The 21,716-nt window shown below is 46.8% G+C and carries 15 protein-coding genes; 10 read left to right on the top strand and 5 right to left on the bottom strand.

Features of this window, described 5'->3' with window-relative positions; all coding sequences use genetic code 11:
* Positions 1–31: 31 nt before the first annotated feature.
* Positions 32–487 (top strand): GNAT family N-acetyltransferase, encoded by a 456-nt coding sequence (locus tag AC1RR2_RS16905; RefSeq protein ID WP_493223445.1) that lies wholly within the window; start codon positions 32–34, stop codon positions 485–487.
* A 214-nt stretch (positions 488–701) separates the two neighbouring features.
* On the opposite strand, the gene AC1RR2_RS16910 is transcribed toward AC1RR2_RS16905, so the two are convergent.
* Complete coding sequence (locus tag AC1RR2_RS16910; protein WP_493223446.1) at positions 702–2,972, bottom strand: carbohydrate binding family 9 domain-containing protein; 2,271 nt, start codon at positions 2,970–2,972, stop codon at positions 702–704.
* 325 nt (positions 2,973–3,297) lie between these two features.
* On the opposite strand from AC1RR2_RS16910, the gene AC1RR2_RS16915 reads away from it, so the two are divergent.
* The 8 genes from AC1RR2_RS16915 to AC1RR2_RS16950 all read left to right on the top strand — a co-directional run bounded on the left by AC1RR2_RS16915 (position 3,298) and on the right by AC1RR2_RS16950 (position 14,718).
* Entirely contained in the window at positions 3,298–4,419 is a 1,122-nt protein-coding gene (locus tag AC1RR2_RS16915) for a sensor histidine kinase (protein WP_493223447.1), read from the top strand.
* Positions 4,420–4,422: 3 nt separating this feature from the next.
* Entirely contained in the window at positions 4,423–5,262 is an 840-nt protein-coding gene (locus AC1RR2_RS16920) for a LytR/AlgR family response regulator transcription factor (protein ID WP_493223448.1), read from the top strand.
* Positions 5,263–5,312: 50 nt separating this feature from the next.
* On the top strand, positions 5,313–5,840 hold the full coding sequence (locus AC1RR2_RS16925; RefSeq protein WP_493223449.1) for a hypothetical protein: 528 nt from the start codon (positions 5,313–5,315) through the stop codon (positions 5,838–5,840).
* Positions 5,841–7,273: 1,433 nt separating this feature from the next.
* Positions 7,274–8,995 carry a glutamine--tRNA ligase/YqeY domain fusion protein gene (locus tag AC1RR2_RS16930; protein ID WP_493223450.1) on the top strand — a complete coding sequence of 574 codons (1,722 nt, stop codon included), beginning with the start codon at positions 7,274–7,276 and terminating at the stop codon, positions 8,993–8,995.
* A 119-nt stretch (positions 8,996–9,114) separates the two neighbouring features.
* Positions 9,115–9,783, top strand: a complete 669-nt coding sequence (locus AC1RR2_RS16935; RefSeq protein ID WP_493223451.1) for a hypothetical protein — start codon at positions 9,115–9,117, stop codon at positions 9,781–9,783.
* Positions 9,784–10,220: 437 nt separating this feature from the next.
* The gene (locus tag AC1RR2_RS16940; RefSeq protein ID WP_493223452.1) at positions 10,221–11,078 is read left to right on the top strand and encodes an OST-HTH/LOTUS domain-containing protein; all 858 of its coding nucleotides are present in this window, start codon (positions 10,221–10,223) and stop codon (positions 11,076–11,078) included.
* A gap of 1,075 nt (positions 11,079–12,153) precedes the next feature.
* A complete protein-coding gene (locus tag AC1RR2_RS16945; RefSeq protein WP_493223453.1) occupies positions 12,154–14,124 on the top strand; it encodes an eCIS core domain-containing protein in 1,971 nt (656 codons plus the stop codon).
* A gap of 135 nt (positions 14,125–14,259) precedes the next feature.
* Positions 14,260–14,718 carry a Crp/Fnr family transcriptional regulator gene (locus AC1RR2_RS16950; protein WP_493223454.1) on the top strand — a complete coding sequence of 153 codons (459 nt, stop codon included), beginning with the start codon at positions 14,260–14,262 and terminating at the stop codon, positions 14,716–14,718.
* 198 nt (positions 14,719–14,916) lie between these two features.
* Here the strand turns inward: AC1RR2_RS16950 and AC1RR2_RS16955 are convergent, their stop codons facing one another.
* Positions 14,917–15,675, bottom strand: a complete 759-nt coding sequence (locus AC1RR2_RS16955) for a substrate-binding periplasmic protein (RefSeq protein ID WP_493223455.1) — start codon at positions 15,673–15,675, stop codon at positions 14,917–14,919.
* Between the two features lie 303 nt (positions 15,676–15,978).
* Complete coding sequence (locus AC1RR2_RS16960; protein WP_493223456.1) at positions 15,979–17,331, bottom strand: amidohydrolase family protein; 1,353 nt, start codon at positions 17,329–17,331, stop codon at positions 15,979–15,981.
* An 847-nt stretch (positions 17,332–18,178) separates the two neighbouring features.
* Between AC1RR2_RS16960 and AC1RR2_RS16965 the strand changes: the two genes are divergently transcribed.
* The gene (locus AC1RR2_RS16965) at positions 18,179–18,892 is read left to right on the top strand and encodes a DUF3667 domain-containing protein (RefSeq protein WP_493223457.1); all 714 of its coding nucleotides are present in this window, start codon (positions 18,179–18,181) and stop codon (positions 18,890–18,892) included.
* Between the two features lie 281 nt (positions 18,893–19,173).
* Here AC1RR2_RS16965 and AC1RR2_RS16970 read toward each other — a convergent pair whose 3' ends face one another.
* Positions 19,174–19,953 (bottom strand): substrate-binding periplasmic protein, encoded by a 780-nt coding sequence (locus tag AC1RR2_RS16970; RefSeq protein WP_493223458.1) that lies wholly within the window; start codon positions 19,951–19,953, stop codon positions 19,174–19,176.
* A gap of 434 nt (positions 19,954–20,387) precedes the next feature.
* Positions 20,388–20,954, bottom strand: a complete 567-nt coding sequence (locus AC1RR2_RS16975; protein WP_493223459.1) for a glycosyl-4,4'-diaponeurosporenoate acyltransferase CrtO family protein — start codon at positions 20,952–20,954, stop codon at positions 20,388–20,390.
* Between the last annotated feature and the right edge of the window lie 762 nt (positions 20,955–21,716).

Consider the following 21,716-nt stretch of genomic DNA (forward strand, 5'->3'; position numbering starts at 1 on the left):
TTCCGCAAGATCCATTACAACAAGTGAATTTATGCAAAACATCACCTGGCAAATCTGCCGCTTTCAAGAGCTCACCGTCGGACAACTGTACGCCATCTTACGTGCCCGCTCAGCCGTCTTTGTAGTCGAACAAAATTGCCCCTACCTGGACATGGATGATGCCGATCAAGACTCTCTACACTTAATCGCCTGGAGCGAAGATCAACAAGCGGCCGCTTACTTACGCATCGTGCCACCCGGTTTGAAGTACCCAGAAGCCTCGCTAGGTCGCGTCATCACCAGTCAATTTGCGCGTGGTACGGGCATAGGCAAGGAATTGCTGACACGCGGCGTTGCCGCCTGTTTAGCGCAACATCCATCGCACGCAATTCGCATCGGTGCGCAGCAGTATCTGGAAAAATTCTACCAATCGTTTGGTTTTGTCACCGTATCCGACATGTATCTGGAAGATGATATTGCCCATGTGGAGATGTTGTTGACAGCTTGAGTTAAAAAAATATCTCATACTTAATTTTGCAGTGGCTATTCAGTCGTTACGAAAAAATGACCAAAACCCTTCAACGCTAAGACGCAGAGGCGCAGAGAATGGCGAATGTTTTACTGGTTTTCTCCGCGTATCTCTGCGCCTCCGCGTCTTGACATTGATGGGTTGGCTTTTTTACTTTTATCAATGAGACTGAGTAGTCACATTTTGCATCAACTTACAACTGATACAAATAATTCAACTTAATAAAAGCCCGCCGTCCCGTTCGCAAATTCAAATCCTCAGTACGTTGCAAATGCGTAGGATTACCAATCAAAGCCAGATTCTCCTGACGATTGCCATAGCCAGCAATGATGCTGGTACCGGGACTCAATAAATAGCTAATCTGAAAATCGGTATTGAGTTGCTTACCCGAAGTCAAAGTGCTCAGACGGGGATTGCTATCCAACATATGATAATCGGCGATCAAACGCAGTCCCAGAAAGCGATTGTGTTGATAGCTCAATTTTGAGCGCAGCATCAAATTGCGATACACCAGTGAAGTATTTCCTGTCGCATAGGCTGGCGTGCGCAAATCATTCCACAAGATTTTTTCTTCCAGTCGCCATTGCGCGTGCGGTTTAAACGTCACAGTTAAATCAGCACTCCGCCCCTTCCCCATGAGAGCCGTAACACCGTCAGCGGGCATGTAATTGATACTATCCATCACACCCACTTGCGTCATCACACTCAGCCAGTCCCACCAACTTGTACCCGCATCTATCATCCAGCCTTGTTTGCGATAATCGCGACCCGCATAATTTTCAAAACCGCGTTTCACAAAGCCCTCGGCCCAAGAATTACGACTGAAATCAGCAAACATACCAGCATGCACCAACCAATCTTGCAACTGCCCCTCCTGATTGCGCGCCGCTTCGCTATTGAGTACCGCGCCTAGTCTTTGCAAGTGCTCATAGCCGTCCAAATGCCAGACATATTTGCCCTCTTGCTGCACTTGCTTGACGTCGGTGCGCGGCAAGAATGCGAGGCTGGTGGCAAAGTTGGCGCTGATATCTAAGTACTTCGCCAAAAATTCTAAGTGCTTGCCCTGGTGTTTAGCTTCAAGATAATTCAAATGACCGCTTTGTTTCAGCTCCCGTTTATCGAGCTGAGTTTGATGCTGACTACGCGCGATTTGGCTTTGAAAAATCCAGTTTTCATCGAATTGATAGCGGCCATCCAAACTGAGCACCGAATCGCGTTGCGCCAAATCAGCGTACTCGGCACGCTCAGCACTGACCCGTCTATCTGTCGCTAACACGCCCACACTCACATCATGCGTCACATCATTTTGTACACGCGCCATCGCAATGCGCGCATTGGCTTTCTTTAATTCCTGATCTTCACCCGCCGCCTGATCGTCTATCAATAAGCCACCATAGGCCCAATTTTCGGCCCTACCTGTGACCCGCAAACCCGCCTTAGGCTGACTGATACGACGTGAAAAGAAGAGCGGATTCGGCGTATGAAAAAAGCTCGCATTCTCTAAAAAAAACGGACGTTTTTCCGGGAACAAAACCTCATAGCGTTTGCCCACCACGATCTGCGGCTCATCCGATTCGACTTCACTGAAATCAGGCTTCAAAGTCAAATCAATCGCAGTCGCATCACCGAGTACCCATTTTGCATCAAGTCCGGCCTGCACTTTGTTGTCTTGTTGCCAAACGGGGCGGCTATGGTCATCGGTACTTAATAAACGTGAGTTACCCAAAAATACAAAAGGATTGAGTTGCGCATTGCGACCTGCACTCAATTTTTCCGGGATCGTCATGTTCGCCATTTGCGGCACAAAGCCCGCAATTTTTTTGCTGATAGGCGGCCAAAAGGCTTCTTCGTTCAAACGCGAAATCACACGCCCCACCGCGACGCCCCAGATTTGCACGTCGGCGTTCTTAAAACGCAAACTCTTCAAGGGGATAGCCAAACGCGTGACATAACCATCACTGGTCAATTCACCTTCGGACTCCCATTGCGTGTCAAAATTATTATCAGGATCGAGTCCCTCAGTGCGTCTCGAATCTAATTGCACGCCGTAAGGATTGACGAAAAAAATAAACGAACGACGCTTGTCATGAAAGGTGTCCAACTCCAACACCACAAAATCATCACCTTCAAAATCCTCACGTTTGGCAATGCGCGCACGTATCAACGCAGGATCATCTTTCGCCACAAACATGGCATAAAAATGCGTATCGTCATACGACAAATAAGCGGTCGTCGCTTGCGTCGCAGGACTACCATCACTGGGGGAACGCTGAGTAAATTCGCGGATCGCAAAACCCGCATCAGCAGGTACACCTCGCACATAGTCGCGCAACAGCGGCGGCGTTTTAGCTCGCGGTATGGACACATTATTTTGCGTCTGAGACTGTGCTTGTGCCTGTGCAGTAAGGCCTAGGGGCACAGTAGCAAAACATAAACTCAGTGCCATGACTATTTTTTTCAACATAAACTTCTTAACTCCAAACTCACGGTGATGCAGGCAGAACCAGCGAAAAAGCTGGCATTCTACAGTGTCTGCTTAGAATACTAAAAACTATTAAAGTTCCACCAACAGACAAAATCATGCGCCAAAAACAAATTAGCAAAACCTAAACCACGCTTGCGCGTTCGTTCAAAATTGGGATGAAGCACCGCCTCCCGGTGACTAAGATGTGAACGCGGCTAGCATGGGATAAAAACAGGCTGTTATACTCAGCATCATGCCCAACCTCCCCTTGCCAACGCCTGAACTAATTGATACGGAGCGATCACGTTTCGCTCTTTGGAGACCGATGACGAGTCTGTTGGTCGGGCATATCTTGGTTTGGGGTTTATTTAGTCTCATCGCAGCACTCACCTCATGGAATGAAGATCTGCGAATAGGTTTGGCTCCCAACTTTTGGGATATCTGGGTCTATTGGGCACAAAGCGCCATCGCCCTGGCCGCTCTAAGTTGCTTACTATTTGCCGGCTTTTCACGATGGCCGCAACTACTAAGTTCAAGTAAAAAACTGATTACCGCTTATTTATTGTTACTACTATGTTTGCTACCACTGCAACTACTGTTTGTCGTCCAAACATTGATACAAGAAAACGCGGGGCAGGGCCTTCAGCTCAATTGGGACACCATGCAAAGCCAGTTTCAGGTGATAGATCGCTTTGCTTACTTTTTACGCTTTAGCTCGGTCACGGCGGTCTATGTCGCTGTGGCTGCCATCAAGATATGGCAACAAAATCAAGAGCGCAGTCGTCTCTGGGAGCAGCAGCGCACCAACTTACTCACCCTAAAACTCGAACTAGAAGAACAAAAACTACTCGCTCTACGCGCTCAATTAGAGCCGCATTTTGTTTTCAATGCCCTCAATGCCATCAGTGCGTTGGTGATTTCCGATAACAAAGCCAATGCCTTAAACGGCATCCACGGCCTCAGTCAATTGCTGCGCTACGCGCTCACCGCCAGTGAAAACAATTGGGTCAGCATGGCGCAAGAGCTGGCCTTCATCGAAGAATATCTGCAATTACAAAGTCTGCGTTATGGCCCTCGATTGCAAATCCAAATGCAAGGCATTACAGAGCAAATTCGCGAAGCGGATTGTCCGCCCCTGTTATTGCAACCGCTGATAGAAAACGCTTTGCGTCACGACCTCGATTGTCACCAAGGCACCAGTCATATCCAGGTTGATTTTTCACACGACGAACATAGCCTGACCGTAAAAATCAATAATGCGATTCACGCCAATAGCAGCCCCAATCCCGGCGCTGGTCTTGGCCTGCGCAACACCCGCGCCCGACTACAAATGGCCTACGGACAACAGGCAACGCTAATCACACAGCAAGACAGCGATCGCTATATCGTGACTTTGCAATTACCTTTACTTCGACCAACACGCGCCACCATCAGCAGTACGGAATAAATCATGAATACGACGCCGTCCTTATCCGAAACCAAGAACCGCTGCATCATCGTCGATGACGAAGAATCAGGTCGCATTACCCTACGCTATGCTTTATCGACGACACCCGGCTGGGAGATCGCAGCCGAGTTTAATCAAGTCAATCAGGCACGTGAGTTTTTGGAGAAAAACAGCGTCGATGTCGTTTTTTTAGACATACAAATGCCACAAGAAAATGGCATCAGTCTGGCGCGCAGTATCAGCCAAATGGCGCAACCGCCCCTGATTATTTTTGTGACCGCTTACAATGCCCACGCCGTAGTCGCCTTCGAGCTACATGCACTCGACTACCTACTCAAGCCATTCAACAGTGCCCGTTTCGCAGAAGCCATCAAACACGCACAAGATATCCTAACGCAACGACGCGGCTATGCCCAAGTTCTACAAAACTATGTAGCATCAGAAGCGCGTCCACAAGAACAAGAACCAACCTATTTGGAACAAGTAGTCGTGCGCTCGGTCGGTGAAATGGAGTGCGTACGTACCGCCCAAATACGATGGATAGCCAGTGCCAGTAATTATGTAGAACTGCATTTAGAAAATCGCGTCGTCCTGCACCGCATGACGCTCAGTAATCTGGAAAAACATCTAGACCCGAAACAATTTATGCGTGTACATAGAACCGTCATTGTACGCAGAGAACAGATGCAGCAAGTCAGTGTCACCGGTGACGGTGTCTATGAATTAAAGCTAGTTTGCGGCGCTGCTGTCCCCGTCAGCGAAAGGCATATCGATGCGGTACGCGCCGTATTCCACAATTTTCAAGATCCACTTGGGACACTCATTGGTAAACAAAGGCTTTGAAAGTCATGAAAAAAATCTCGTTCCTGATGTGTTTATTCTGCACACTGATTATGATAAATGACGCAGCGTTCGCCCAAACCAAAGCCCTGAGCTTGGGCGGTCTGCGTCTGAATAGCAGTACAGCAGAAATAAAAGCGAATTTCCCGCATTCTGTGGTTGATGCGCAGGACCGATGGACCTATATCACTGTCGATAAACGCGACATCAAAGACGGCGTCACCAGCGCCAACTACACGATTCAAAACAAACAAGCGACCCGCTTGCAGCTACTTTTTGGGTATCAATTCGAAACACGCAAATCCGATGCCTTTCACCGCAACCCGTTCAACACCAATCCCCCCTGTGAACCACTGCTCAAGCAACTCACCAAGACCTACGGTAAACCCTACGGCCCATTCGATGGCGAAGAAGAAGGCTTACGCTACAAAGAATATGTATGGGATAACGACAGCGAAAAAATGATCTACTTCTGTGCCCATCACTATCAAGCCAGCAAGAAAAAACTATGGGCGGCCGGACTCGTCATCGCACCAAATAAACCAGGTAGCTGCATGCACAAAAGCTGCACGGAACCATAGGCGACGTTGGCAAGCAAGTATTTCGTAGGGCGGGTGAAACCCGCGCAGCCAAACCATTGAGCACCTGAGCAGCGCGAGTTGCGCCCCATAAGCGCGAACCAAAATCAAGATATAGTTGGAAACTGTCGACAGATTGGTTTTTCTCCTTCCCCTTCAAGGGGAAGGTCGGGATGGGGATGGGTTTTAGTCGAATAATTGGCGACATTTCTTACTCAAATCAAACCCATCCCCACCCTAACCCGCCCCTTGAAGGGGCGGGGACCTAGTGTCCATGCGGTCTAGATTAATTTTGAATTTGATTAGCGCCTATGGGGTTGCACCCGCCCTACGATATCGATTTAGCAATGACCAACTCAAAATTGAACCGCAAAAGTATCGACACCAGTCCCCTCTCCCGCAAGCGGGAGAGGGCTAGGGTGAGGGAGGTTCAGACAAACACGATTTTAAAAATAAGCTAAGAGCTCAACCCCGATTTTGGGCATTGACGATCATGCTAGCCACCTGAACGCCCCTCATCCCCGCCCCTTCTCCCGCCCGCGGGAGAAGGGAGTCAAATTAGCCTCGTAGGGCGGGTGAAACCCGCGCCGCCAGACCACTGAGCACCTGAGCAGCGCGGGTTGCCCCCGCCCTACGATACCGCCTACAAAACCTAATATTGGAACGATAAACTCAAAATTGAACCGCAAAAGCATCGACACCAGTCCCCTCTCCCGCAAGCGGGAGAGGGCTAGGGTGAGGGCGGCTCAGACAAACACGATTTTAAAAAACCAACTTAAGAGCACAAGCCCGATTTTTGGCATTGACGATCATGCTAGCTACTGAATGCCCCTCATCCCCACCCCTTCTCCCGCCCGCGGGAGAAGGGAGTCAAATTAGCCTCGTAGGGCGGATGCACCCCGCGCCGCCAGACCACTGAGCACCTGAGCCGCGCGGGTTGCCCCCGCCCTACGATACCGCCAACAAAACCTAATATTGGAACGATAAACTCACAATTGAACCGCAAAAGTATCGAAACCAGTCCCCTCTCCCACAAGCGGGCTAGGGTGAGGGCAGTTCAGACAACCACGATTTTAAAGAAATAAGCTAAGAGCACAACCCCGATTTTGGGACTTGACCATCATGCTAGCCACCTGAACGCCCCTCATCCCCGCCCCTTCTCCAGCCCGCGGGAGAAGGGAGTCCAATTAGCCTCGTAGTGCGGGTGAAACCCGCGCCGCCAGACCATTAGGCACCTGAGCAGCGCGGGTTGCCCCCGCCCTAAGCTACCAGAGCTCATTTCCCCCAAATCCGCACCCAAAAACCGACGTTTTCCTCGAATAAAACTCTACAAAACCGCGCAAACCCCATAAACCACGTCCGCTACGGTAAAATGCTTGCCAATATTCAATCTAAACCTACTCCCAATTTGTATCCTTTTTGTAAAGAATTTAGCAATGAGCAACGACAACAAAAATCCAGAAGCCCCAGTCATCTCTAATTTCCTGCGCGCCATCATCGACAAAGACCTCGCCGAAGGCAAATACACCCGCGACGGCTTACCGAACCTGATCACCCGTTTCCCACCAGAACCCAACGGCTATTTGCACATCGGTCACGCCAAATCCATTTGCCTCAACTTCGGTTTAGCGCGCGACTACCAAGGTCGTTGCCACTTACGTTTTGACGACACCAATCCTGAAAAAGAAGATCAAGAATACGTTGATACGATTATGGACAGCGTCAAATGGTTAGGCTTTGATTGGGAAGGCGCGACAGGTAATCATCTCTACTACGCCAGCAATTATTTCGACACTTTCTACGCGATTGCCGAATACTTAATCGAAGCAGGCCACGCCTATGTCGATAGCCAAAGCGCTGAAGACATGGCAGCCAACCGTGGTGACTTCTCCAAGCCTGGTGTGAACTCGCCTTTCCGCGACCGTGCCGTAGCAGAATCTTTAGACTTATTCCGCCGCATGAAGGCTGGTGAATTTGCCGACGGTGCGCACATCTTGCGCGCCAAGATTGATATGGCATCACCCAACATGAATATGCGCGACCCAGCGATCTACCGCATTCGTCATGCGCATCATCACAACACCGGCGACAAATGGTGCATCTACCCGATGTACGATTACGCGCATCCGCTCGAAGACGCGATAGAAAACATCACGCACTCGATCTGTACTTTGGAATTTCAAGATCACCGTCCGTTCTACGACTGGATCATCGCCCGCGCTGCCGAAGGTGGTTTCTTCAAACAACCAGTACCGCAACAATATGAATTCGCGCGCTTGAATTTGACCTACGTCGTCACCTCCAAACGCAAACTGCGCCAACTAGTAGAACAAAACATCGTCAGCGGTTGGGACGACCCACGCATGCCTACCATCGTCGGCATTCGTCGTCGCGGCTACACACCAGAAGCCATCCAATTATTCTGCGAACGCATAGGCGTCACCCGCTCCGACGGCTGGATCGACTACAGCACGCTAGAAGGCTGCCTGCGTGAAGACCTGGACCCAAAAGCACCACGCGCCACCGCCGTCTTGCGCCCGCTCAAACTGATCATAGCCAATTTCCCCGAAGGTGAAAAAGTAGCCTGCACCGCGCCTATCCACCCACACCACCCAGAACTCGGCAATCGAGAATTCACCATCAGCAAAGAATTGTGGATAGAACAAGAAGACTTCATGGAAGAACCAAGCAAAGGCTACTTCCGCCTCTTCCCGGGCAATAAAGTGCGCTTGCGTTACGGCTATGTGGTCGAATGCACAGGTTGCGACAAAGACGAGAACGGCAACATCGTCACCGTGCATTGCAACTACTTCGCCGACAGCAAATCCGGCACAGAAGGCAGCGCCAATTACAAAGTCAAAGGCAACATTCACTGGGTCAGCGTGTCGGATTCTTTGGAAGTGAAAGTGCGTTTGTACGACCGTTTATTCACCGACGCGAATCCCGATGCGGGCGGTAAAGACTTTATGGCTTTGTTGAATCCAGCGTCATTAGAAACGATTCGTGCTTATGTTGAACCGGGCATGGTTTCCGTTGAGCCTGATACCCGATTGCAGTTCGAACGCCATGGGTATTTTGTGGCGGATCGTGTGGATTCTGTGAAGGGTAAGCCTGTGTTTAATCGGGTTACTACTTTGAAGGATAGTTGGGGGAAGTGAGTCAGATAGCATTTCGCAAATCTATCTAGGCCTACCGAACTAACCGTCACCATAAAAAAATTAAGTTTTATTTAAATATGAAAAAACACCTTTTTTATACATTTCTAATTTTATTTGTAATGACTGCACTTATTACACTTGCTGGAGTAACGAAGATCATTCAAATTGAAGAATTTTATTTGAAAGGACTTTTTGCTACGCTATTAATGGAACTCGTTGGAGCAGTCATTGGGATGTACAAAAACGTCGATTTTTTTGAGGGAAAACAAGATGTTGCAACTTCCGAAAAAATCACCAAAATGCCAACGTTAAGAGACTCCACTGCAGAATCAAAAAGCCTTCCACATGAAACATTTCTTTCGAAAAACGAATCAGAGAAAAATGAAAATAACAGTTTGATTCAGCAAAACTCACACGTGCTTTCCTCAGTCCTAAAAGATCATACAAAAACACCAATCGCTTTGAGAGATTACATTAGATCTGAAGAAGACCACTCTCCAATTTTAGAATTTAATCGCGAAAAAGTACAAAGTCGATTTATTGGTATATCCGTTAACTGGGAACTAAAAGTTTATAGCATTAAAAATATCGATGAAAACCATGTCGAAATAATTTGCGAACATCCTAATGCTGTAGTCATGTCTATCAACTCCGGTTCAATTTCATTGGATGAGTATCCAGACCTAAAATTCTTAAAGAAAGGCACCACAATTAAACTAATTGGAAGCATTGAGTCTATCGATTTGCCGAGATGTATAACATTGACTAAGTCGAGATTAGTTTTTTAGAAAGTAATGTATTACAAAAACAACCCCGGTCAGCACTAACATTCCAATGCTCAATGAAAATAGCATTAATGTTAAGATATTTCTTTGCTTTTCCTGTTCGATGATACATACGAAAATATGGCTAATAAGAAAAATACTTGGTATACGGTAAAAAATCAAAGCTTAGCTGTTTTTGCGAGAAGCAAGCGCGGGGTCAGGCCTTATGTTTGACACAAAACCACACGTCATCGTCATCGAAATCACCCAAATGTTGATTCCTACAATGAAATCTAAATAGAACAAAAGCGCGGGGTCAGTAGAACAAAAGCGCGGGGTCAGACCTTACATTTGACATTTCAAGACTGTGCGCAAACGGGGTCACGTCTTGACATGCAACATAAACTTCGCAAACATTCCACAACAAGTCTACCTCTCAGCATTTTCCTCTCAACGAAATAATGAATGAAAACATAGTCAGCGTGCAACAAGGTGTACAGCGTAAACTTGGTCGCTGTATTCTTCGCTTGCAGCAAATCGAACAACTAATAAAAACCTTGGTGCCGCTCATATCTGTGCAAGGTAATCCTGAGAAACTTCTTAGCATCCAAGAAAAGCAAATTGCGGATGCTAGAAAAAAAACCATGGGCGGACTCGTTGGTATGCTGACGGGCGAATTTCTTACTTCTGAAAATACAGAGGAAATAACAGTAGATGCACCCGAAAACGTCGGCTCAACTTTTTGGTTTAGTTCCAAATTTCAGATAACGATGCCTGATGAAGAGTTCGAGAAAACGATACAAGGATTAGTTGATTTGGTCGAGATGAGAAACGGGCTCGTGCATCATTTTATTGAACGGTTTAAGCTCTCATTGATTTCCGAATGTCATAAAGCAGACGCCTACCTCGATGAATGCGATGAAAAAATTAGCATACAACTATTAAAGCTGCAAAAATGGAGAATAGGAGCAAGTGATGCGGCTGCTGCGAGCTTGGCCTACATGGGCACGACAGAGTTTGAGAATCTCATAGTTCATGGCATAACGCCTGATGGAGAGGTGCTATGGGAACGAAGCACGATAGTGGAATACTTGCGTAATGCCGAGAAGGCCTGCGCTCAAGATGGCTGGGCTTTGCTTGACACAGCTATTGCTCATATTCGGTTGATCGATAATGAGCAGACACCATCTAAATATGGATGTAAGACATGGCGGGAAGTTTTAAAAAAATCCGAACAATTTGAAACCAAAAAAGACGTCAACCCTAGCAATGGAAAAGGCGAAGTTTGGTATCGTAGTATTACAATCGCTCCCAACTAGCTACCCTGCAGCAAAGCTCAGGGCCGAGCCATGTAAGACGGGTGCAACCCGCGCTGCAAATCACCTCAACGATTTATCGTTCAAAACTTCTTTCAAGCACCTAATTCCCCTTTCGGCATTTTGAATATGCTGGCGGCGCGGGTTGCACCCGCCCTACTTTTTTTCATCTCGAAAGAAGCTCTGGGCCAAGTCTTGACATACAACTTCAATGCATTAATCCACTAATTCAACACCTAATCACAAGAGTATATTTTTGACATACGGTCAGTCGAGCTGCGACTCAATTCGCACCCCTTACATGGCTTTAACGAAGCGGCGTCAAGCGCTCGTAGTGTGGGATCGTCTGCTCAGTTTTTTACTCGTCTTATGGCTATCAACAGATTATCACATTCAAGTTTAGAGAAAGTTTTGGTGTTGATGACTGCGCCATTCATATCGCTTCAAAGGCTTAATGTGGCGATGCCGTTGCTGTCGAACTCGATAAGGCGCAATCTTTTCGTAGGGCGTCAATAGCGCAGCGTATTGCGCCGTATGGAATCGTTCAGAAACGGTGTAATACTCTTCGCTATTACACCCTACGGCACTACCATGCGAACGACATGATCACCCGCGCCCACCACCGATACATAGGCGCCCCAATCAATATACATGCCAAATGCAATAACGCGATCAACCATGTAGGGCGGGTGCAACCCGCGCTGTAAATTACTTCAACGATTTATCGTTCAAATATTCGTTCAAGCGTCAAATCACCGTCGCGGTATTTTGAACATGTTGGCGGCGCGGGTTGCACCCGCTCTACTTTTTCTCATCTTGAAAACACCCAACGTGAAGAACGAAAGAGCTCAAGTCTTGACGTGCAATATCTCCCTAGTGATGCGCAATGCGTTGAGGTTGTATGTTGAGACTAGCGCCCAAATCGCCTTAGCGCCCAAATTTCTACTTCAATTCTCAACAAAAATTCCACACCGCCAGCTTGCTGGATTTGTTTCTGCAATACTCTTTGCCTTTGCATAATGATTATCGGTAGAATAGATGCTTCTTCTGATGGCATTTCCCTTATACGAGGCGATACATGAGTTCATCGGCACCGATGCAGCAAGCGAAGACAGAGGCGTTAGCAAACACTGCGGAACGCAACATGCAGTTGGCGCCTCAGAGCGAATTAATTAGCGCGACTGAACATGCAGACCTGCGCTCCCAAGCGAGCTCTCAGCGTCAACTACAGAAGGCCGCCAACCACAGCACTCAAAACCTGCAGTTCAAAACCCTACAGCAAATCGCACGTGGCAATGCACGCGCCTCACAGCTCAAAATCATCAGCGCCATGATGAATACGCCCTCAGCGCAACGAGTGGAAGATGAAGAAGCGCTGCAAGCGAAGACTATCGAATCATCAGTTCAGCTTGAAACGAAGACAGACGCAACACAATCGCCTAAGCCAAACAACACGGGCTTGCCCGACAATCTCAAATCTGGCATTGAATCGCTTTCTGGCATGAGCATGGATCATGTCAAAGTGCACTACAACTCTTCGCAACCAGCACAATTGAATGCGCATGCTTACGCGCAAGGTAGTGACATCCACGTCGCTCCAGGGCAAGAACAGCATTTGCCACACGAAGCGTGGCACGTGGTGCAGCAGGCACAAGGACGTGTCAGACCCACTATGCAAATGAAGATGGGTGTGCCTGTGAATGACGAAGTTGGGTTGGAGACTGAGGCTGACGTCATGGGTGAACGCGCGATGCAGTTGGCAAGTTCAACAACTCATGCCTCTCAATTGGATGCACCAGCTCATTCTCCGACATCATCATCGCAGTTGAGTGGCTTGCACAGCATACAACGGAAAGTATCAATTGATGACAAACCATATTCGTATCAGGAGGGGACAGGAAGATTACATGGCTCTGGTTCTAATATGCAGCACACCTTCACCCCCACGAATAAAGTGAAGGCCAGAGCGTGGTCAAATGATTCCTGGAAGCGACATTATAGGAGTGTGAGTGAATTTCAAGATCACTCATCAGGTGCGCCAGTCAATGTCGGTGTTTTTGAGTCGATGGGCTTATGGTATGAGCTTCCATTTAAGACTGGTACACCATTTGTACTAGCCGAAAATCATAGTACAAAAGTCACACCCATCATGAAGGAAAGTAATCGCCGCGGAACGATTCTGCACGAAAGTAACGGCGTCATTCCGATCAAATCAAAAGAGAAAGCGCAGAAGCCCGATGCACCAGCTGGTTTTCATAAAACGGCGATGGAATCGGTTATTGCGAAAACCTTGTTTGGCGTCGTATTTCACACTGCATCAAGAATGAAACCGAAAGTCGCGCCTGACTATATTGTCGAAAGCCCGGCGATATGGATAGAACACTATGCTGCGGCAAACGAAGATGGCAAGGGACAAGATGACATGCAGCGCCCCTACTACACCAATGAAGCCGGCGTCAAAGTCATACAAGGCGAAAATCTTGGGGGAGAATATAGTTCGATCAATACGATGAGAAACGTAAAAGATCAATTTGATGTTGAAGCGGAAAATTATATTGCCCATTCAAATAAGGAACAGGCGATCGCTTATGTGAGAACCACCAAAGACGCATTGGGTGCATGGTGGGCCAATATGCTCGAAATCAGTGAGCTGTATAAAACACCTATCCTGGCCGCGGGTAGAATCGCCGAACTAGAAACTGTAATTCGCGAACAAAGAACGAGAATCATAGGACGTTTAAAAATATTGTTCAACGATGAATACAAGGCAGAAATAATCGCGAAACCAGACGATGGAGATGGCGGTCTAGCAGAAAGAACACAAGCAGCGCTGGAGGCTGGCTTGAATGGCGAATTAGCGGCAGCAATGGCTATGAGAGACCTTGCAATGTTGACTGTCATTCTCAATACTGAGGACTGGGGTGATCACGAAATGATCGCAATGGGCGCAAAGCATGTTCAAACGCTCAAGTCGGTCATTGAAAACCGAACGGACTTGCAAGTGATAACCCGAGAAGAATTTATTGATAACAGTAAGAGCGCGCTGTAATTATTCGTCACCAGCTAAACGTCGGTCAAATCCGTGCATAAGAGACCATGATTGCTATAAGCGAATACACCTGTCCATAAATGAGAGCCACCACTGACGGGTCTCCTATGGAAAATGACCAAATGCGAGGATGCTATGAGTAGCCAAATTGCCAATATGCTTGATGGGCTGGACTTGTTTAGTGATTTTTCCTACGCCGAACTGGAAGTCATTGGAGCTTATTTAAATTTCGAAGAGGCCAAGGCCGGCAAAGTGATCTTTAATGAAGGTGAGCCGGGCAACTTTCTGGTGATCTTGACCAAGGGCAGGATTGCGATCTACAAGGAAGCCGACCAAGGCAAACAATTGCTCTCCAATGAGGTAAGGGGGCGGGTCATTGGTGAGATGGCTTTGCTCGACAACGAACGGCGCTCAGCCACCTGCATTGCTGATAGCGATTGTGAATTGCTGGTATTTACCCAAACCAATCTGAAGCGACTATCGAAGGATCGCCCCGCGACCGCCTATCACTTCATGTTTCATTTGGCACGTTCGCTCTCAAGACGTTTGCGCCGCACTTCTGGCATATTGGCCGATTTTTTAGGTCACGCATAAATCACCCTTGCCTTCCCCCCTTTCGACCTAAGGAAATTATTAATGATCAATTAAAAGCGCGGGAGCAAATCTTGACATACAACCTCAGTGCAATCACTGCGAATTCAAGACCTAATCCCAAGATTTGCGCCACAAAATTACTCGGAGTTTGATGGCCGCATCGTCAAGCTTTTACAAGTCTACTGAGCACGGTGGTTTCTAACGGCTCAACTGAACTGTTTTCAGAATCGCCGCATTCAATGCGTCGATGGTGGCGGCAGGTACTTTTTTACTGCACACAATGTAGCGCATTTCAGCTGCGGGAATGTCCGTGAACTTGAGGATCTTGAAATCAGTCATTTTGAGTTGTGCGTTGGCCACGTACAGTTCGACTTCTTCTTGCGTCACGATAGACAAATCTGCCCGACCCAGATGAATCAGTCTCACGATGTCCGACACTTCCGCAGCCTCCCAAATCAACTGTGTGACTGGCATTTTGGCAATGAGGTTGTCGAGGTAGGGGCCGTGCAGAAAGTTCTGTTTGATCATGAGTCGAACATCTGATCGCCCCAAGAGGTCTTTTGCGGTGGTTCCCATTTGGTATTTGAAGTTCACATTTGCCAGGCCCACCAGCGGTTTGTCGCGGTAGATGGGCTGTGTGAACTGTGCGTAGCTGGCACGCTCCGCGCTGTAGTACCAGCCCGGAGAGCAAATGGCCGCTGTGTTGTTCTGTAGTGCATCCAGGATAGCATTCGCGGAGCGTACCTGCCAGACGATGGGAATCCCGGCAGCTGCAAAGATCTTGGCCGCCGGATCAGCTGTAAGACCAACAACATTGCCACCGTTATCCGTGTAATTGAAAGGCTTGCGTTCGTAGTACATAAGCCTTAAGGGCTCTAAGGCTTGAACCAAAGCCAGATTGTAGAGCGGAAGCAGTCCGAAAAATACCAAAACTGCCTTTATAAGAAACCAGCGCATCGCATCTTCCGTTCGCCAAGTCGGTAGAAGTATCTTAGTGCAAAAGTACTTGGCAGACAAGCCAAGCACTCATTCACACTTTGGCTGAATGGAGCTAGCCTGACAACTTACATTGATCCCTTATTTGCCTGCGGCGCTCAAACGATAGCAGGCCACTTGCCCTTCTTCCAGTGGTGAGCTCATGTTAGGACGGCAGCAGCTCGATGTTCGACGGCCTGGCATTTCACTGGCTTCTCGTTAAGGCTCACCCGCGAGTTGCTCCTTACCGCTACTGAAGACATGAGCTGCTGTCGAAATACGGAGTCAAGGCTTGACAACAATCCCACCCTTCATCACAAATTTCACTTGTTCTAATAACAGCAGATCGTCTAATGGATTGCCCGGCACGGCGATAATGTCGGCGATTTTCGATTTCTCTAAGCTACCGATTTTCTCGCCCCATCCTAAGAGTTCCGCAGCGTGGATGGTGCTTGTTCGAATCACTTCCGCAGGACTCAAACCGGCCATTGCGTAAACACGCAATGGTAAGAGTGAACTTTGGCCGCGTGTTAAATTGCCAACTTGGTAGTAGGAATCACTGCCAAAAACAATTTTGACACCCGCCGCTTTGACTTTAGCAATTCTCTCAGCCGCCAGTTTTTCGACATACTTAAACATCTTTAAACGCGGCTGTTCAGATTCACCTATTTCTTTTTCGTTGGACTTCCCGAGGTAATACCATGCAGGAAAATCTGTCGGTACCATGGCGATATTTTTCTTTGCCATTAATTTTAGAAGTTCATCGGAGATCCCGTAGCCATGTTCAATCGAATCCACACCAGCCTGCGCCGCAAGCATTCCCGCGGGTTCGGTGCCGGCATGTGCAGCGACTTTGATTCCTACTCGATGAGCCTCATTAACGATCATCTGCAACTCTTCGAGTGTCAATAAGCGTGACTCTGCATCGACAATCACTTTGATCACGTCGGCGCCATCGTATATGGCGCTACGAACGGCTCTGCGTGCTTCTTCAGGACCACTTATGACGGCATATTCCTTGTCGATCAAGGCGTGGGTTTCTTTCGTCAACTTGTTGAATTGTCCGCCAATCGGCGCCAAGGCACGCGTCGATACCAACATACGCGGTCCTTGTATCCAAGATTGATTAATGGCATCGCGCAAGTCAACGTCAGCATTTGTACCAGAGTTACCAAGGTCACGCACCGTGGTGATGCCTGACATCAATTCTTCGCGTGCCATGGTCACGCCCAACAATGCTCGCTTGGCATCAGACATCGTGGAAAGTGTGTGCACCATACTGCCAGACTCACGTATGCGCGCCGAAGTTTCAAACGAGAGATTGTGTAGCAAGTGAGTATGCGCATCAATCAACCCCGGCATCAAAGTGACATCGCCAAGATCAATCTGTTTGGCACCGGGCGGGATCGCAATATCCTGTCCAAGCTCAGTGATTTTGCCTTTCGACACCAAGACGATCGGATTGTTGACGATCTTCCCTGTTTTCACATCCAATAAGCGCGCTGCCTTAAGTGCAGTGATTTCACCATCATCCTTTGAGGACAACAAAAAACTAGCCGCATTGGCGATACTTGCTGATGTCAGCATTACTACCGCAAAGGACGCACACAAAAAACGACTCAAAAAACTCAATCTCATGGATTACCTCACTCTACAAAAGAAGAAGCGATAGTGTAACGAAAAACCAATAAAGTAAAGGATCGACTTTTTTGGCAGCACTACAGCAGTGAGGGGGTAGTTCGGACTTTGCTACATCTCCCGCAATTTCGAAAGCGCAAGTCTGCTAAAGCCAGGAGGACATGCAACATCACCCCGGCGATGCGTTTTGGCAAGACCAAATCTCAAACCAAATTCAGCCATTTAGGGCGGGTACAACCCCATAGGCGCTAACTAAAATCAAGATATAGTTGGAAACTATCGACAGATTGGTTTTTCTCCTTCCCCTTCAAGGGGAAGGTCGGGATGGGGATGGGTTTTAGTCGAGTAATTGGCCACATTTCTTACTCAAATCAAACCCATCCCCACCCTAACCCGCCCCTCGAAGGGGCGGGGACCTAGTGTCCATGCGGTCTAGATTAATTTTGAATTTGGTTAACGCCTATGGGGTACAACCCGTGCTGTAACTTACTCAACGATTTAACGTCTAAATATTATTTCAAGCGTCAAATCACCGTCTCGGTATTTTGACAATGCTGGCGGCGCGGGTTGTACCCGCCCTACTTTTTTATCTTGAACACACTAAAGGTGGAGAATGAAAAAGCTCGTTTCTTGAAATGCCACACCCTCTTGTTTTTTGTTGTTCAAACTTGAGATTGAGCTCCATCTTTGACAGTATGGGATACCTAGAAAATCAAAATAGTTTTGACGGTCAATAGAAAATACCTCACACTTCAAACAAGGGCTCGCATTGCCTGCCATTTTCGCGGACGAAGATCCTTAAGTCTTATTCTCGAAGTCCACTCATTTTTTTCACAAGCAACTGAATATGAACTGTAAAAACTGTACGAGTAAAATTCATGGCAACTATTGTGCCCAATGCGGAAATGCCGTGCAGCTAAAAAGAATCGATGGCCACTTTATTTTGCACGAGATCGAGCACGTTTTGCATTTTGAAAAGGGGCTTTTTTTCACCATCAAAGAGTTATTGCTACGTCCAGGAAAATGCGTCAGGGAGTACATTTCTGAGAATCGTAGTCGGCTAGTCAAACCGATTATATTTATTATCGTCACGTCCTTAATTTATACGATAGCGGAGCATGTATTTCATATTGAAAAAGCTTATTTCAAAGTCAGTGGCAGCACGACGCCCACCTACGATGCGATTTCACACTGGGTACAAAGTCACTACGGTTACGCCAACATCATTATGGGATTTTTTATCGCGTGCTGGCTGAAAATTTTCTTTAGAAAGCACGATGTGAATTTCTTCGAAATTTCGATTCTGCTTTCTTTTGTAATGGGTATGGGTATGCTTTTTCTGGCTATCGCAGCGGCCTTGAATGGTGTTACGAGATTCAATCTCATGCAGGCTTTTAGCTTTGTTACGCTCTTCTATCTATCTTGGGCAATCGGTCAATTTTTTGCACCGAGAAAGCTGGCAAGTTTTTTAAAAGCAGGTGCCGCATATCTCCTAGGATTTGCCAGTTTTAGTGCCAGCACATGGGTACTTGGTTTTGGATATGATGCATTGATGCGTTGAAGCTATTACGCAGAACGCGGGATCAAGGCTAGGCATGCAACATAGGCTCAGAGCTACCTCATAGCCGATAGCAAGACCTAACCCAGCGTTTTTTAGAGCGCTAAACATCTTTAGCCGCTGCTGATATCAGATTCACCTATTTCTTTTTGTTTATCGTGATGTAGATCTAAGCAAGCACAAGAAACTGCGGATCGCAGTCAGGTTATCAAAGAATAGTGTGGACTTGTTTTATTAAGTAGCGACAGAATTTTCGGCTGTAACGATGGCTGCTGGAGTGCACGCTAATTCGCTTTATCCGTGATGTACTTTTTTTCGATGCGCTGAATGCTTCCATCTTTCGCCATCTGTTTGAGGCTTTCCATCATCACGTTGAGAGGCTTCTCAAAATTAGTTTGTCGAGAAAATGCCATATATGTTGGGCTGTCGCTATGATATTTAAGTGCCTGTAGTTCAAGCTCTTGTGTCAAGCCAAGTTTGTTAATTTCCCAAAGGCCTGCAATATTATTGACCAATATAAAATCAGAACGACCTTTGGTCAGCATTTGCACAGTATTGCTAATGGTGTTGCCGCTAAGGTAGCTCACATTTTGGCGCTTTACTAGGGCATCGGGATAAAAGTAACCCAGCGTAATCCCAATGCGAAGACCTTCAAGATCTTTGAGTGTCGTTAACTTCCTGGTATCGCCTTTTTTTCCATAGAATCTGTACTCAACTGAATTTCGGTAACCTTGGGTCCAAGCTAAATAGGAATCGCGATCTTCGTTCTTACTGATGGTAGTGGTCAAGTCAGCCTGACCATTCCTCAGCATATTTAAGGCACGCTTCCAAGGTACCATCACGACTTTAATCTGATAGCCACCGCGGCTAAGTGCCTCGCGAGCGATGTCGATATCAATGCCTTCACCGACAGGATCGTTCTCTGAGTTCACAAAGGGGGGATAAGGTGATGTGACAAGCGTTAACTGTGTTTGTTGGGCGCGTACATCTTTATAGCCACACACGCTCGAAAGGATGAGTATGATCACCATCCTCAAAGCGAGCACGTGAAAAGGGATGTTCATTGAAATAAGATTGCACATTTCCGATGCGCCCCATGCTTTTTTCGTAACTCTACTATTTATGCCAATCAATGAAAGATCAGCATAGGATCAATTTACTGATTTGAGTATGTGCTATGTAGGTAAAGTATTCAAGCGATTTTTCCTCGATGCCAGCCTCTTAAAAGGATAGGAAATTCAAGCAGCTTGAACGAAGTATTTTACCTTAACCCCATGATCACAAGTCCAAGTTTTGGCTTAATCAGGTCTGATCAAACAACACTTTTTCGAGCGCAGCATCAAAACCGCAACGAATCAGTAAGGCGCAATCTTGTCGTAGTGCGTCAATAGCGCAGCGTATTGTGCCGTATGTCGCGTTGAAACTGTAAATATTACTTAAACTGGGGCTGCTAGTGGGTGCGCCTTTTGATTGCTTTCTTGCTAGAACATCCCACTGCCTAAGCGGCCGAAGTCACTGTCGCGCTTGATTTTTTTCGTTTACTTATACTGATCGCTCTTCTTAGCCTTGGCCTATTGTAGCGTTGCAATAAAATTGGATAAACATTCAATAGAAGGTTTAGTACCAACAACCACAATGATTCTTGTATGCTGATAGTGATTGCAACGTAGATCGTAAAGGCGAGAACAATAAAGAAAATAATGAGATGGCCCAATTCTGATTGCTTCGTGCGATATTCCAAATGAATCAGCGCTTCAGAATTTTTCGCTACAGGATTTTCTCGTTTGTTTAATTTTTCCCATCCGACCAACACCAGTATTTTTCTAAAAATGTTTATGCCTAGTATTTCATAGGTTCTTCCTTTTTTCTCCCAAGCTTTCTCTGAATAATAATCAGAACTCAATTCAGCTTTGAGTGATTCGGTAAAAAAGAAAACACACATCATTAAGACTAAGTTCAACATCCAAGCAAATAAAAAACCTTGTAAGCCTACTTTGCTAACCAGCCCATAGACCAACAAAGTCGAGAAAATGACTATCAGAGAAAGCAACAGATATTTACGCATATTGAAAGGTCTTTTAGCTTGGTCAGTAAGAATAATTTACGCAATCGATAAAAACTTCCGGCCTCAATCATCTTGGGCAGATAAGCATTAAAGCGTCTTTTGGAAAAACCTGTTTTAAGCGAACACTTTATATTTCTAGCGTCGAATAGTACGTCAAATAAAACGTCAAAACTGCCTCCTGATTCTTTGTTCAAGGCAGACTGACACTTTACGAAAACAGTATCAACTACAGCGCAGCTTAGCTTTAAGAAGGTTTAGATGTTAAGTTGATGAAATGAAAATATTGTATCAGTAAAAAGTGGGCAAATGACGAAAGCATAAGGGGAATTAATTTATTCACGGCGAATGAGTCTTGGCCCCTTCCAAAGCTCCATCATGTAAATAAAAAACTAAGTGAACGAAGAGCAGAATTCATCTTATGCAAAGAGAAAATTCCACCCAGACGAGAAAATGCGAGATTTTATCCGAATTGACTTTGTAGCTTTGGACAAAAATGAAAACCCCTCAACGCCGAGACGCTGAGGCGCAGAGACACGCAGAGTAACCCAGTAAAATATTCGCTTTTCTCTGCGCTCCTCGGCGACTCTGCGTCTCGGCGTTGAGGGGTTTTGAAGCATAATTAACCACCTGGTTCGCTTATCTGAACGGCATTCCACCCAGACGAGTGTATTTTTTTAAATCTCAGCTTATCAACATCGAACACGACCAAGCCCCAAATTTCTACACCAGCGTCGCCGCAACCGTCAACTCCATAGCTAGGTT

The organism is Undibacterium sp. GW821-FHT11H02, from assembly GCF_058808015.1.